Source organism: Acrocarpospora macrocephala, assembly GCF_009687865.1.
GTDB classification, from domain to species: Bacteria; Actinomycetota; Actinomycetes; order Streptosporangiales; family Streptosporangiaceae; genus Acrocarpospora; species Acrocarpospora macrocephala.
In genome coordinates, this window is the sequence record NZ_BLAE01000050.1 from 17,577 (window position 1) to 32,427 (window position 14,851).

The window sequence follows — 14,851 nt, forward strand, 5'->3', positions numbered from 1 at the left end:
GGGGGGTGGGGTGTGCGCGGGGGCGGGGTGGTCGTCGAAGCGGAGCGGCGGGCCTGGGAGCGTGATGCGGCCGAGGACGGGGTGGTCGACGTCGACCAGGAGGCCCTGCGAGTGGACCTGGTCCCAGCTGTAGACCTCGTCGATGGTGCGGATGGCTCCGGCGGGAACGCCGAGGTCGGCGAGCGCGGACAGCCAGTGTGCGCGATCGTGTCCGGCCAGGGCTTTCTCCATGTCGGAGATCAACTCATCCCGATGCGCAAATCTTTCCCTATTTGTCGCATATTTCGGGATGTTGGGGTCGATGTCTAGTAGGCGGGCGACCTTCTGCCACTGGCCGTCGTTCGCGACGGCGATCTGGAGCATGCCGTCCGCGCAGTGGAAGGCGCCGTACGGGGCGATCGAGGCGTGGTGGTTGCCGTTGGCGGCGGGGAGCTTGCCGCCGACCGTCCAGGAGGTGCCGTGGTAGGAGTGCACGCCGACGACGGAGGCCAGCAGCGAGGTGCGCACCACGGTGCCCTTGCCGGTGCGCTCGCGCTCGTAGAGTGCGGCCACCACGCCGTACGCGCCGTGGATGCCCGCGAGCAGGTCGGCGATGGACGCTCCCACCCGGTACGGCTCGCCGGGCGGCCCGGTGAGCGACATCAGGCCCGCCTCGCCCTGGGCGATCTGGTCGTAACCGGGGCGCCCGCCTTCGGGGCCGTCGTGGCCGAAACCGGTGATGGACAGCACGATCAGGCGCGGGTTGAGTTCGTGGAGCCGGTCAGCGCTGAAACCGAGCCGGTCGAGCACCCCCGTGCGGAAGTTCTCGATCAGCACGTCGCTCCGGCGCACCAGCCGCTCCACGAGCTCACGGCCTTCTGCGGTCTTCAGGTCAATGGTGATCGACTGCTTGTTCCGATTCGCCGCCAGGAAGTATGTCGAAATATCGGCATCTGGGCCGACGAAGGGCGGGCCCCAGCCGCGGGACTCGTCGCCGGACGGGTGCTCGACCTTGATCACGTGTGCGCCGAGGTCGCCGAGCATCTGGGCGGCATGCGGCCCGGCCAGCGCCCGGGACAGGTCGAGCACGACGACGTCGCCGAGAGGTCCCTGCATCATCACTCCTGGAACAGGCTGTGTATATGGCCGATCCTCCGGATCGGCGGGCTTGGCCGCCTTCAGCCTGTGTCTTCCCTCGTCACTCCGGGCCGCTTCGCGACCCTGCGTTCCTCAGTCCAGACACAGGCGCGGCCAAGCCGGGACATACGACTGAAGGCGCGGCGGTTGCCAGACTTCGGGAGCTGTGTTCCTCGGTCTAGACACAGGCGCTGCCAAAGCCTACCCTTCCTGCCCTGCCAGGTGTGATTACCCGATCATTCTGTGATCAGATCGTCGAACTCACCGTCCTTCACGCCCCGCAGGAAAGCGATGATCTCGGCCGTCGTGAAACACAGGACGGCGCCGTCCGGCTGTCCGGAGTTGCGCATCGCGAAGCCGTCGCCGAGCGCGGCCAGCTCGACGGCCGGGCCGTGGCTGGAGCGGATCCAGGTCATGGTTTCACTCCCACCGCGCCGAAGATCGGGACGTCCGGGTCGAAGCGGAGCACGAGATCGTCGGGGTGCCAGTGCTTGAGCCGGACCAGGCCGGGTTCGATCATGGTCAGGCCCTCGAAGAACGCGGCCACCTCGGCGTCCGAGCGCAGCACGGCGGGCGAGCTCGCCCGGGCATAGGCCCTGGTGGCCGCCTCCAGGCGTTTCGTGCGTTCCACGTGTGAGATGACCAGGCAGGAGCCGGGAACGAGGTGGGACATCAGCGACGCCACCGCGCCGTACGGGTCCTCGGCGTCGGTGACGAAGTGCAGGACCGCGACCATCAGCACGCCGACCGGGCGGGACAGGTCCAGCAGGCCGCGCAGTTCGGCGTCGGCCAGGATCTCCAGCGGTCGCCGGGCGTCGCCGGAGATTGCCAGCGTCTGCGGATCGCGGGCGAGCAACGCGCGGGCGTGCACGAGCACCACCGGATCGTTGTCCACGTAGACCACGCGGGCGTCGGGGTTGGCGCGTTGCGCGACCTGGTGCACGTTCTCCCGGGTGGGTAAACCCGCACCGATGTCAATGAACTGGTCGATGCCCTGCTCCTCGGCCAGGAACCGGACCGCCCGGCCGAGGAAACGCCGGTTCGCCCACGCGATGTCGCGGGTCTGCGGGATCTCGCGGATGACTTCTTCCGCGCACTCCCGGTCGGCGAGGGTGTTGTCTTTGCCGCCCAGGTAATAGTCATACATGCGAGCCACGTTGGGGACCTTCACGTCGATCGTGACGGGTGGTGGCTCGGGGCGTCGATGCCGGCGGAGGTCCGCGTCGGGCGGCTCCATCGGCAGTCCGTGAGGGGTCATGGCTTCACGCTAGGAAAGCGGATCATCACCGTCTAGGATGTTGCCAGATGTTGCACGAGGGCCTCGATATGGCGCTCGATGATCTCCACTGCTTGCTCTCCGTGCACGGCCGAACGCGCAAGGCTGTCGAAGACCTTGGCGTACATGGCGACCTCGCCGGGCTGGGTGACGCGGATGAATGCGGCGTACGTCTCGGTTTCGGCGGCGGTGTCGTCCAGGATCCAGAAGTCGCAGAGCGGTGGGTAGTGGGGGGAGCCCAGGGGGACGACGCCGAGCTGGACGGTGCGCAGGCGGGCGATGTGGAGCAGGTGGCGTAGTTGTTCCAGCATGACGTCCGGCGGCGCCATGGCGGCTATCAGGGCGGTCTCGCACAGGACCAGGTGGAACAGGGATTTGCCGGTCAGCAGCAGCTCGGTGCGCTCCATCCGGGCGTCCACCGCGGACTCCACGTCCGTCCTGATGCCGGACATTTCGGAAAATTCGGTGAATCGGATGGTGGCGTAGGCGCGGGTTTGGGCGACCGCTGGGATGAGGAAGGCGGAGAAGCTGCGAATCGAGCGGGTTCGCGCTTCTCGGTCGCGTAGTTCCTGCTGGAAGGCGGCGGATCCGACCTTCTCCAGGCGGCGCAGCTCGACGTACATCTTCTCGGTGTTGTCGCGCATCGCCAGGAGTTCGGCCAGGTCAGCCAGGGCGTGGCAGTGGAAGCACCACAGGCGCAGGTCGTCCTCGCTGGGCATGATCCGGCCGTGTTCCAGCTTGGACACTTTGGTGAAGTGCCAGCCGGCACGGCCCGCGAGCTCCCGGCCGGTCACCCGCGCCCCGGCCCTGATCTCCCGAAGCCGGGCCCCCAGCGCCTCCCTGGCCTGCTGCGCGCCACTGCTCACGCCAACGCCGCCCATGTCATATCTCCCGGGAAATGTTGCTCCAGCCGCTATGCAAAGCGGTGCTAGTCCAATGGGAAGGGGAGACGGCCCTAAGTGGTGCAGTGATGTCTCTATTTACCCAGGTCATGGTTGCTATAGTCTCGGAGCGCTCTCGGCTCGGCATGTTGCACATGTTGCACGATGATCGAGAATTGCGGAAGAGATGTAGCGCAGCGGCGACTCATTGGATGGCAGGACTCCCTCACGGGAGGGTTGCCCTCATATCCGGTGACGGAAATATCCCCCGCCACCGGATATCAGCGGAGATCGACCTCCGCGTGCGGCTGGCCGCCGGACAGCTTCGGATAGCCCGGCCCGCGGTCGAAGAACGCCTCCGACAGAACGGGCATACTCGCTCGAAGCTCCTCCGTGGCCGCCTCGTCCACGACCAAGTCGGCGGAGAGCACCACGCCGTACTCGTGCCGCGCGCACTCCAGGGACACCTTCCCGTCCCGCACGTCGTCCGCCACCCGCTGCGGCTCCCGCTCGAAGGGCGACCCCCAGCCACCCCCGCCGGTGGTACGAACCCGGACGATCTCCCCTTCCCGCACCGGGAAGTCGTCCACGAGCCCGTCCATCTCGACCCCGTTGACGGTCACCACGAACGGCCGCCCGGCCCGCCCGCCGTTGACTCCCCAGCAGCTCAGGATCGACCGGTCCGCGATGGACATGAACGACGCGTCCCGCAACATCCGGATGTGCTTGTCGTAGCCCAGACCGCCCCGGAACCTCCCAGGACCGCCGCTGTCCACGGCCAGGCCGAGGCGCTCCACCCGGAACGGCCAGCGGGCCTCGGCGAACTCGACCGGGATGTTCCGGGAATCCGGCACGATGTGGATGGTGTCCTCGCCGTCGGCGTACCAGCGTCCGCCGGAGCCGCCGCCGAGGACCTCGCGCATCAGGTAGTCGTTGCCGTTGTGGTCGTGGCCGTACACACCGGTGTAGCGGATCGTCTCCTGGTCGGCGGGCATGCGCCCGCCGGTCGCCTTGGCCAGCACCCCGGCGAGCACGCCAAGCAGGCGCAGGATCACGAACGTGCGGGCGTTGGTCGGGGCCGGGAAGATGGGCGTGAGCAGGGTGCCCTTCTCCGGGAACACCATCTTGATGAGCGGGACCACGCCCTCGTTGACGTCGAGCTCGGCCATGCGTTCCGGCGTCTCGGCCAGGTTGCGCAGGATCGGCGCCAGCCACTTCTTCAGGAACACCCCGTCGGCGTAGTCGCCCGCGTGGTTGATCGGGCCCTTGGCCTGCGGCGACGTGCCGGTGAAGTCGATGATCAGCGGCTCGGGGGCGGCGTGGTCGACGGTCAGCGTGATCCGCTGCGCGTGCAGCCGGGGCTCGTCCACACCGTCGTGCTCGGCGTAGTCCTCCCACACGTGCACGCCTTCCGGGATCTTCGCCAGCAGCTCGCGGCGGAAGGTCTCGGTGGTCTTGCCGATGATCGCGTCGAAGCAGGCGTCGACCGCGTCCCGGCCGTACCGGTCGAAGAGCTCGCCGAGGCGGCGGGCGCCCATCAGGCAGGCCGAGCACTCCGCGTCCAGGTCGCCGGCCAGCGAGTCGGGCATGCGCGAGTTGCGGGTCATGATCCGCAGCGCGGCGTCGTTGGGCGTGCCCTGGTCCCAGAGCCGGATCGGCGGGACCATCAGCCCTTCCTCGAACACGCTGCGCGCCCCCGACGGCATCGAGCCCGGGCAGGCCCCGCCGATGTCGTCGTGGTGCCCGAACGCCTGCACGAACGCGACCACCTCACCGGCGTGGAACACCGGGACGGTCACGCACAGGTCCGGCAGATGCCCAATGCCGCCTTCGGACAGGTACACGTCGTTGTGGAAGAACACGTCGCCGGGACGCATGGTGCCGATCGGGAAATCCCGCACGATCGGCTGCACCAGCGCCGAATACGACCGCCCGGTCAGCTTGCGCAGCTTGACGTCGTGGATGCCGGCCCGGAAGTCGTGCGCGTCCCGGATCATGGGCGAGCGGGCGGTCCTGGCGATGGCGGTCTCGACCTCCATCTCGACCGAGGCCAGCGTGCCTTCGACGATCTCGATGAGGATCGGGTCAGCCGAGCTCACGTCGGACCTCCAGGTTGCCGTAGTCGTCCATGGTCGCCGTGAAACCGGGATGGATCGGAAGCGTCGAGCCGTACTCCTCGATGACGGCGGGCCCGGTCACCACCGCGCCGGCGCCGAGCTCGCGCCGGCGATAGATCACCGTGCGGGCCCAGCCCTCGTAGAAGACGTCCCGCGTGCAGACCGGGCTGGGCTCCTCCGGCTGGTACGGCCTGCGCGCCACGGTCGGCCGGGTGATCGGCCCGATGCCGGAAACCCGCAGGTTCACCCATTCGACGGCGTGCTGGGGGTCGTCGCGGTAGCCGTACCCGTAAAGCTTGAAATGGGCTTCGTGGAAGCGCTCCAGGACGGCCTCGCGCCAGGCCGGGGTGAGGGGGCCTTCGGGCGCGGGCACGCGGACCTCGTAGGCCTGGCCGTAGTAGCGGAGATCGGCGCTGCGCGCGTACACGTGGTCGGTGAAGCCCTCCCGGTCCAGCGCCTCGGCGGCCTGGGCCTCCAGCTCCGCGAGGATCCCGGACATGGTCTCCAGCGACGGATCCCTGGTCACGTGAGTCCGGACATAGTCGTTCTTGACGTCCACGGTGAGCAGCCCGAACGCGGACACGTTGCCCGGCTCGGGCGGAATGATCGCGGCTTTGAGGCCCAGCACGTCGATCAGGCGGCAGGCCAGCAGCGGGCCGGACCCGCCGAACGCGACCAGCGGGAAGTCGCGCACGTCGAGGCCGCGCTTGACGGTGATCTGCCGGATCGCGTTGGACTGGTTGAACGCGCTGATCTCCAGGATGCCGGTCGCGCAGCGTTCCGGGGTGAGGCCGAGCTTGGCGGCGAGCCCTTCGATCCCGGCCCTGGCCGCCGCCGCGTCCAGCGGGATCTCGCCGCCGAGCAGGTGCGGGGGGACCCGGCCGAGGAACACGTGGGCGTCGGTGACGGTCACCTCGGTGCCGCCCTTGCCGTAACACATCGGCCCCGGGTCTGCGCCCGCGGACTTGGGGCCGACCTTGAGGGTGCCCTCCGGGGAGATCCACGCGATCGAGCCGCCGCCCGCCCCCACGGTCACGATGTCGATCATCGGGATCTTGCACGGGTAGCGGCCGATGCTGCCCTCGGTGGTCTGGGAGGGCTCGCCGTCCACGACCACGGCCACGTCGGTGGAGGTGCCGCCGCCGTCCAGGGTGATCACGGAGGGGTGCCCCGCCGTACTCGCGATCAGGGCCGCGCCGAGCGCGCCCGCCGCGGGTCCGGACAGGACGGTGGTGATCGGCTGGTGCACCACCTCGGCGGCCGAGAGCACGCCGCCGTTGCTCTTCATCACCGAGAAGCTCCGCCCGAGCCGGTCGGAGAGGTTGTCGATGTATTTCCGCATGATGGGTTTCACGGCGGCGTCGACCAGGGTGGTCACGGAACGCTCGTACTCGCGGTATTCGCGCAGCACGTCGCTGGAGAGCGAGACCACCGCGTCCGGATGCTCCGCGGCCAGGACCTGCCGCATGCGGCGCTCGTGCTCCGGGTTGGCGTAGGAGTGCAGGAAGCACACCCCGATCGCGGTGACGCCCTGCTCGCGGAACCAGCGCGCGACCTCGATCGCCGCGCCCTCGTCGAACGGGCGCACCTCCGCGCCCAGATGGTCGAGCCGCCCGCCCACCGTCTTCACCCGGTGCACGGGCACGATCCGGGGCGGTTTCACCCAGAAGTAGGAGTTCCCGTAGCCGTCCGGCACGCTCTGGCGGGCGATCTCCAGGATGAACTCGAAACCTTCGGTCGTGACGAAGCCCAGGTGGGCGGTCCCGTCCTGCCGGTCTTCCAGCAGCTGGTTGGTGGCCACCGTGGTGCCGTGCACCAGCGCGGACACGGCGTCCAGACTCTCTGTGCTCCCGTGCAGTTCAAGAACCTTGTGCACCCCTGCCAGAAATCCGTCGGCCGGATTGGCAGGAGTAGAGGGAGTCTTGGTCGTGACGATCTGGCCGGAAGCCTCATCCACCAGAACCACGTCGGTGAACGTGCCGCCGGTGTCGACCCCGATACGGACGCTGTGCATGCTCCAGTTTCTACCGACGACCTGCGAGGTGTGAAATCAGCGCACTATGCCGAAGAATCTGGAAATCGTCGTCAGAGCCTGCCCGCCGACCTCACCCACGACCCGGCCGCCGCACCGGCCCCATGATGTGGTCGATGTTCTGCGGCCCGACATACGCGGCCATCCTGGTCGCCCGATCATTGGCCCGCCGCAACTCCGCCTCGGCCCTGTCCTTCCCCGACTGCCCCGCCTGCACCCCAAAGTACGCCCCGATGATCGTCCCCACGACGCCGGCCATCCCCGCGAACAAGGTCCCCGCTTCCCCCGTCCGCAAGACGGCCACCGCGAACCCGACCAGAATCACCACCAGCCCAGTGAGCACGACATAGAACCCGTACCGCCAGCGCGCCGCGTCCGACTGCGCCTCGGTCATGTCATCCGGGACCATCATCGCGTCCAGATCAGCGGGGGTCTCGCCTGGTGTGGTCACGGTTGCCTCCTGGGGCTCTCAGATACCTAGGGGAGAAATCTCCCACGAAGCCCGGATCCAGCCAATACCCAGACCAGTACCACAACATCACGATAAGCGATCGATTAGTCACCCTGGGCAAGGTGGACTCTCTTGCCTTGCACGAGAAAACCTCCAACCTTACGGTCGGAGGCTTCCCGCAAACACGGTCCAAAACTAAGGCAACAAGCCGAAACCGAAGAGATAGAAGATAAACATCGGATCTTCGGTGCCATCTTGCCCGGGCTCTTCTTTGCGCATATCAGTCTTTCTTGTATCACTAAGTGTCCGATTGGACGAAATGTCGCCTTTGCCCGGTGATCTTGGGCACGACAGGAACACCTTAATGGTCTTCTCCCTAGACGTAAAGGGCTGCCAGAACAAGGTAGGTGAGCAGACCGAAACCCGAGAGTAACTTAGATGAAGAGTTCCGAGCGAACATAATTCGGTCGCGGCTCGACAGACCGAAACCATGGCCCGGCATCCGTTTCCGGCGACCAAGTCGCCCGCGAGCCGACGAACCTTACAGTTCACGCTGAAGCGGCCTAATCCTGGATTTCCGTATCCGATGATGAGAAACTCTCGGAAAGTCCCCTGTCCCCTACTTAGGGGCTCTCGTGGAATTCCGGATACTCGGCCCTATCGAACTCTGGCACAAACAGACACGCCATAATGTCGGGTGGGCGAGAGAGCGCCATGTGCTGGCGGCTTTGGCGCTCACCCCAGGGGAACCGGTCCCGACCGAAATACTCATCGACCGAGTATGGGACGGCCATCCACCGAATAATGCCCGGCGTAATTTATACAGCAATGCCAGCCGACTCAGAACACGGCTGCAGGATATCGGGGCCGATGCCTTGATCAGCAATCGCGCCGGGGCGTACATTCTGGAGACCGATCCCGAGAACGTGGATTACTACCGCTTCCGGCAATTGCGCACCCAGGCGCGGTCCATCGCCAAAAGCGGCGACGAGCAGGAGGCCGTGCGGCTATTGAACGAGGCGGCGACGCTGTGGCGCGGAGAACCGCTAGCGGGCCTTTCCGGATCCTGGGCCAATCGCGTCAGGAAGGGCATCGAAGACGAACTCCTCGGTGGCACCATCGAGCGCATAGAATTCGAACTACAGCTCGGACGGCACGCCGACATGGTGGCGGAACTTTCGGCCCTCGTGGACGGGTACCCGTACCACGAGAAACTGGTCGAATTGCTGATGACCGCGCTCTTCCGTAGCGGCCGTCAAATCGAGGCCCAGAAGGTCTACCTGCGCGCCCGGCAGCACCTGGTCACCGGATTCGCCTCCGACGCCGGTCCGCAACTACGGGAACTCCACCAGCGCATCCTGCACGGCGACGCCTCATTGCTGCTACCCCCCGGCATGGGCCAGGCGCGGAACAACCTGCCCCGCGACAGTTCCACCTTCACCGGTCGCACCAGCGAGATCACCCGACTGCTGGCCATGGCCACGCCGCACGAGACCGCGGTCACCGTGCTGGCCATCGACGGAATGCCGGGGGTCGGGAAATCCGCGCTGGCCGTGCATCTGGCTCATCGGCTCGCCGGGCGGTATCCGGACGGGCAACTCCATCTCGATCTTTATGGTCATGACGCGGAGCGCGCGCCGCTCGATCCGCTCACCGCGCTGGACCAGTTGCTGCGCATGCTCGGCATCCACGCCGCGCGGATCCCGGACGGCCTGGACCAGCGCGCGACATTGTGGCGGGCCGAGTTGGCCCGGCGTAAGGTCCTGATCGTGCTGGACGGCGCGGCCGGGCACGAGCAGATCCGCCATCTCCTGCCGGGCTCGCCCGGATGTCTGGTCCTGATCACCAGTCGTCGCCACCTGGCCGGGCTGGACGACATTCAATCGCTCCCGCTGGAAGTGCTGCCGCCGGAAGATGCGGCCACGCTGTTCGGCCGGATCATCGGCCACGGCCGCGCCCGCGAGACGGACGAGGTGTCCACACTCATGCGGCTGTGCGGCTACCTGCCCATGGCCATCCAACTGGTCGGCAACCGGATCCAGCACCGGCCTTCCTGGCAGGTCGCGGACCTGGTCGCGATGCTCGGCGACAACAATCGGCGGCTGGCCGAGATCCGGGCCGACAACCGGGAGATCACCGCGGCCTTCGAACTGTCGTATCAAGGACTCGACCCTCCGCACCAGGAGGCGTTCCGGCTGCTCGGACTCCACCCAGGAGCCGACTTCGGCGTCGACAGCTCCGCGGCGCTGCTCCAGGCGGATCCGCACAGCACGGCACGAATGCTGGACGACCTGCTCGATCACCACCTCATCGCCGAGCCACGACGCGGCAGGTACCAGTTCCACGACCTCATCCGCGACTACGCACGCCAGCTGTCCGCCGACCGACCCGAGCCCGAACGCCGCCTGGCACGTTCCCGGCTACTCGACTTCTACCTGCACACCGCGGATCGCGCCGATCGGCTCCTCCATGCGCGGAGTACGAGCCTGCCGATGGAGATCAGCGGTTCGCCACCCGTCCTGCCCCGGCTGGAGACCGCCGAGGACGCGCGGACCTGGCTGACCGACGAAATCGACAACCTTCTTCATCTCGCCGCGTACGCCGCCGACGATCAATGGCCGGGACACGCGGCATCGCTCGCGCACGTGCTCAGCCAGTTCTTGGAGACGTCCGGGCACTGGAAGGAGGCCGTTGCCCTGCATCAGCGCGCGATCGACGCATGCCGGCATCTCGGCGACCACGCCGGGGCTGCGCGGGCGCGCGCCGACATCGCCCGCATCTGGTCGCGGGCCGGTAATCTAGACGACGCCCTCGAACAAGCCACTCAGGCGCTGACCGTCCAGCGCGCGCTGAACGACCAGCGTGCTATCGCGGACCTTCTCGATCTGATCGGCGTCATCCATATATACCGCTCCGAATACACGATCGCCCTGGAGTACTGCCAGCTGGCGCTCCAGACCCACAGGACGCTGAGCAACCATCGGGGCGAGGCGGCGAGCCTTGGCTATGCGGGCATCGCCCTGTGGCACCTAGGCGACTATCCGGAGGCCGACGACCGGATGCGCCGGTCGCTGGCCATCTGGGAGCAAATCGATGATCCACGCGGCAGGCAGAGCACGTTGAACAACATGGGCGACCTGGATTTCCGGCTCGGTCGCCCGGCGTCAGCACTCCGGTACTACGAGCAGGCCGCCGCCGCCGACCCGGAAATGGGCCCGCAGATTCAGGCCATAATCTCCAACAATATTGCCAACGTGCGCCAGAAAATGGGCGACCTCGCCGAGGCCAATCAGCACTACCGGACTGCGGTGAAGCTCTACCGGGAGATCGGCGACCGACGCGGCGAAGCCGACGCGCTGAACAATATCGGCACTTGCTACCTACGTATGGGTCGCGACAACGAGGCCTTCATCCACTTCCAGAAAGCCCGGAATATCGCCGTCGAAATCTCCGAGAGATTCATCGAATCGGAGGCCGTCAGCCGACTCGCCGACGTGCACCAGCGCGCCGGACGCCACGACATCGCGCTGGACGGCTACGGCCAGGCTCTCGAGCTCGCCCGCGCCATCGGCGACCTCTACCAGCAGGCCCGCACCCTCGACCAGATGGGATTCTCCCTGCTCAACACCGGTAACGCGGGCCGCTCCGAAGAATGCTGGCAGCAGGCGCTCGCCCTGTACGACCAACTGGGCGTACCGGAAGCCGAAGACACCCGCACCCGTCTCGGCGCCGCACACGCTCCAGATCGAACGGATTCCACCGCTTGAGATAATCGTCACTTGCACGCAAGAATTCATCCCTGATCTGGAGGCCTTCCAACGGTTCAGCAGATGTTTCCATCGCATGGCGTGTCTCGATCGCAAATTGGTTTCACGGTGAGACGTTCGGCCGGAATTCATTCTCGCTGGGTGGTTTTATTGCGAGGCATGCGATCATTCGGTTCTGCGAAGGAGCCAGGAACAGTTGGAAGTAGAATCCGCCCCTACTCCGGTCATCCACGTAGCCGAGAACGGCCGACGCACCGTCGTAAGCAGTCAACGCATCAAGGGCACTATCAAACCCGAGCGAGGGCTGGCCCCTTCGTTCGGCGGTACGCCTGCGCCTGCTGTAGATCGACACAAGGCGCGCGGTCGGCACTTCCCCGGGCCAGATTTCGAATGCTGCACCCCCTGCGAGCGCCGCCCTCGCGAGGGCGAGCACGTCATCATCACCCGCCAGGAGTCGAGCCAAGCGTCCGACTCCCATCGTGCTCTCCTCTAGAAGGTCAGCGGGTCATGTCGTCAATGCGGCGGGCGAGCTGGTCGGGTTCGGCGTCGATGAGGGCGGAGACGGCGCGCCACCAGGCGAACCATTCGGCGCTGCGCCACATCCAGTCGACGCGTTCGACGGCGGCGGTTACGTCGCCTCGGGTTTCCCAGGGTGGGCCGACGTGGTCGAGGGTTGCGCCGTGGTGGAGGGCCCAGTCGCGGAGGATTGTGCTGGGGGTGGGGTCGACTGGGTCGGCGTAGGGGTCGGGGTTTTCGTCGGGGAGGGGGTGGGGACCGAGGCCGGCGGCGACGCCCCAGCTCCATTGGGCTTCGGCGGGGCGGGAGTAGCGGAGGGAGGAGAAGTCGAGGTTGGAGCCGAGGTCGTCGTCTTTGCGGGTGACGACGACGGCGTCCAGGCGGCCGCCGGCGTCGAAGGCGACGACCAGGCGGTTTCCGGCGCGGGCGTCGGGAGGGAGGGGGACGCGGTCTTCCGCTTGCCAGGAGTTGAGGTCGGCGGTGCCGACGGGTGGGCCCCAGATGGCGTCGGCGACGTCGTCGGAGATCCAGGCGGCGAGCATTTCCAGGACGGTCAGGTCCGTCCAGGGGTCGAGGGAGGCGGCTTTGACGAGGACTTCCTCGGGGGGTGGGAGGGTGCCGCCGCGGCTGACCGTCCACCAGCCGGGGCCTAGCTCGCCCGTACCCACGAAAAGGGCCGCGATGGCGGCGAGTTCGGCTGAGCGGCGGGTGAGGGGGGCGCCGCGGGCCAGTTCGGCGGCGCGGCGGGTGCGTTCCCGGCCGAGTACGGTTCGCGCCTCGTTGAGCAAGGTGCCGGCTGTGGGGCGTTCCTCGCCCAACAGGTCGAGAATCAGTCGCTTGGCCTCAGATCGTGCGTCCTCCGCGTGAGCCTCCCGCATAGGGCAAACCTACGCCCAAATGATCGCCCACGGCGATAGTGCCCCGGTGAGATGTGCTCACGTGCGCGTCACCGTTGCTCGAACGCGACCTACGCCGCCGTGCGCAGGGGAGATGTGCTCACGCGGACGGCACCGTTGCTCGAACGCGACCTCCCCCGACGCACGCAGGTCACGCGGGCGGCACCGTTGCGCAGGTGCGCTTACGTGCGTCACCGTTTGCGGGAGCGGCCGAGGAGCCAGCCGATGACCGCGCTGCCGAGGGCGATGCCGGCGCCCATGCCGAATGCCGTGATGACCGCCCAGGGTGGGGGGCCCTGCTTCGCGGCGGCGGCTTGCGGGAGGCGGGTGAAGATCTGGGCGGTCTCCGCGGCAGCCGGGATGGGGGCTTCGATTGAGGGCACGACCACGGCAGGACCGGCGAGGAGGTGTTCCTCGACGGCGGAGAAGAACTCGCCGGCGGTTTTGCGGGCGACCGAGCCGAGCATGCGCTGGCCGACGCCGCCGATCATGCCGCCCACGATGGCTTCGGCGTCGTAGTCGACGCGGGTGCCGCCGTCCACCTCGCTGAGCTGCACTCGGACGGTAGCGTCCACCGTTCCGGGAGCGCCCTGGCCGCGCGCCCGCAGTACGAAACGCTCCGGCTCCTCGGGTTCGGCCAGGGCGACCTCGCCCTGGTAGACGCCTTTGATCGACGCCACTCCGGCGTGGACGGTCATGCGGTAGGTGTCGACGCCGATGGACTCCAGACGTTCGCAGCCGGGGATCGTCCGGACGAGCACGCCGGGATCCTGCAGCGCGGACCAGACTTTCGCACGTTCCACCCCGAGCAAAGCGCTGCCGACGACCTTCAATGCTCCCACCTCCAATGCCGCACACTAGAGAATCTAGAGCAGCGAGGATAACGGCAAGATCTGCCCCCTCGGTCGAGTCCGCGCTTGCAGATCTTCACATTCGGGCGGCGAGCACCTCCGCGTAGACGGTGAGAGCGATCTCCGCGGGGGTCCTGGCGCCAAGATCGAGCCCTGCGGGGCTGTGCACGTCTTCGGAGCCCGGAATTCCCGCCAGTACGGCACTGCCCCGCTTGCGGCTGGCGACCAGGCCGATGTATGGAACGCGGGCCTCGATGGCACGAGTCAGGATCGGGACCTCCGCCACACCATGAGACGCCACGATCACGGCGGACGTGTCCGGAGCAAGCGCCACAAGAGGGTCGTCGGTGAGCTCGGTCGCGTAGCCCAGCGCGGATCCGACCGTGTCGAGGGACTGCGCGATCGGCCCCTGGCCGTACACGAGGACGAGCCTGGGCGGGATCACCGCTTCAAGGAAGATCTCCAAGGTCCCGCCGGACAGGCATGGCTGCCCGACCGCGACCAGCCCCTCCTCCTCGTACGGCTCCGCCGCCTCCGGCGTGATCCGCAGCAACGTGGAACTACCGCCGGTCAGCAGCCGAAGCCCCTGGGTACGCACCGCCGCCAGGGCGCAATGCCCCCCGACGAACCCTTCGATCGTCCCGTCCGCCAGCACGAGCGCGCGGTCCCCGGCCTTGGCGCTGGTGGGCCGCGCCGCCCGGACGACGGTCGCCATCACGTACGGCTGCCGCCCCGCGCTCAACGCTCTCGCCCGCTGGCCGAGCCCGGCGTCCCACCCAGCCGAGCCACCGAACGCGCGACCCTGCGACGGGGCCGCAGTACGCCGGATCTCCGGCATCCCAAGGAATTCGTCGGAAGTGTGATGTGTGGTCATGATTTGACCATTTCCGTTGGTTTTGTTCTCCGTGGATGCTCGGCCAGGCGGCCCGAAGCCGCCTGGCCAGGAAT

11 protein-coding genes are annotated in these 14,851 nt (G+C 67.4%); 1 reads left to right on the top strand and 10 read right to left on the bottom strand.

Going from position 1 to position 14,851, the window contains the following annotated elements:
• From Amac_RS36585 to Amac_RS36615, 7 genes are all read right to left on the bottom strand, one after another.
• Positions 1-1,095 (bottom strand): CaiB/BaiF CoA transferase family protein (locus Amac_RS36585; RefSeq protein ID WP_155359045.1); only part of this gene is annotated, 1,095 nt, incomplete at its 3' end.
• Positions 1,096-1,352: 257 nt separating this feature from the next.
• Complete coding sequence (locus tag Amac_RS36590) at positions 1,353-1,532, bottom strand: DUF397 domain-containing protein (RefSeq protein ID WP_155358996.1); 180 nt, start codon at positions 1,530-1,532, stop codon at positions 1,353-1,355.
• Positions 1,529-2,374, bottom strand: coding sequence for an SAM-dependent methyltransferase (locus Amac_RS36595; protein ID WP_246268954.1), 846 nt, complete (start codon positions 2,372-2,374; stop codon positions 1,529-1,531). The genes Amac_RS36590 and Amac_RS36595 overlap by 4 nt, the downstream gene beginning before the upstream one ends.
• A gap of 32 nt (positions 2,375-2,406) precedes the next feature.
• Positions 2,407-3,273, bottom strand: a complete 867-nt coding sequence (locus tag Amac_RS36600; protein WP_155358997.1) for a helix-turn-helix domain-containing protein — start codon at positions 3,271-3,273, stop codon at positions 2,407-2,409.
• Positions 3,274-3,554: 281 nt separating this feature from the next.
• Positions 3,555-5,372 (bottom strand): hydantoinase B/oxoprolinase family protein, encoded by a 1,818-nt coding sequence (locus tag Amac_RS36605; RefSeq protein ID WP_155358998.1) that lies wholly within the window; start codon positions 5,370-5,372, stop codon positions 3,555-3,557.
• On the bottom strand, positions 5,359-7,404 hold the full coding sequence (locus Amac_RS36610) for a hydantoinase/oxoprolinase family protein (RefSeq protein ID WP_155358999.1): 2,046 nt from the start codon (positions 7,402-7,404) through the stop codon (positions 5,359-5,361). Before Amac_RS36610 ends, Amac_RS36605 begins: the two co-directional genes overlap by 14 nt.
• 91 nt (positions 7,405-7,495) lie before the next feature.
• Positions 7,496-7,873 carry a hypothetical protein gene (locus Amac_RS36615; protein WP_246265356.1) on the bottom strand — a complete coding sequence of 126 codons (378 nt, stop codon included), beginning with the start codon at positions 7,871-7,873 and terminating at the stop codon, positions 7,496-7,498.
• Between the two features lie 635 nt (positions 7,874-8,508).
• On the opposite strand from Amac_RS36615, the gene Amac_RS36620 reads away from it, so the two are divergent.
• Positions 8,509-11,640 carry an AfsR/SARP family transcriptional regulator gene (locus tag Amac_RS36620; RefSeq protein ID WP_155359000.1) on the top strand — a complete coding sequence of 1,044 codons (3,132 nt, stop codon included), beginning with the start codon at positions 8,509-8,511 and terminating at the stop codon, positions 11,638-11,640.
• 497 nt (positions 11,641-12,137) lie between these two features.
• On the opposite strand, the gene Amac_RS36625 is transcribed toward Amac_RS36620, so the two are convergent.
• From Amac_RS36625 to Amac_RS36635, 3 genes are all read right to left on the bottom strand, one after another.
• Complete coding sequence (locus Amac_RS36625) at positions 12,138-13,034, bottom strand: hypothetical protein (RefSeq protein WP_155359001.1); 897 nt, start codon at positions 13,032-13,034, stop codon at positions 12,138-12,140.
• 209 nt (positions 13,035-13,243) lie between these two features.
• The gene (locus Amac_RS36630) at positions 13,244-13,894 is read right to left on the bottom strand and encodes an SRPBCC family protein (protein WP_246268961.1); all 651 of its coding nucleotides are present in this window, start codon (positions 13,892-13,894) and stop codon (positions 13,244-13,246) included.
• Positions 13,895-13,979: 85 nt separating this feature from the next.
• On the bottom strand, positions 13,980-14,777 hold the full coding sequence (locus Amac_RS36635) for an XdhC family protein (RefSeq protein WP_218041506.1): 798 nt from the start codon (positions 14,775-14,777) through the stop codon (positions 13,980-13,982).
• Positions 14,778-14,851 lie beyond the last annotated feature (74 nt).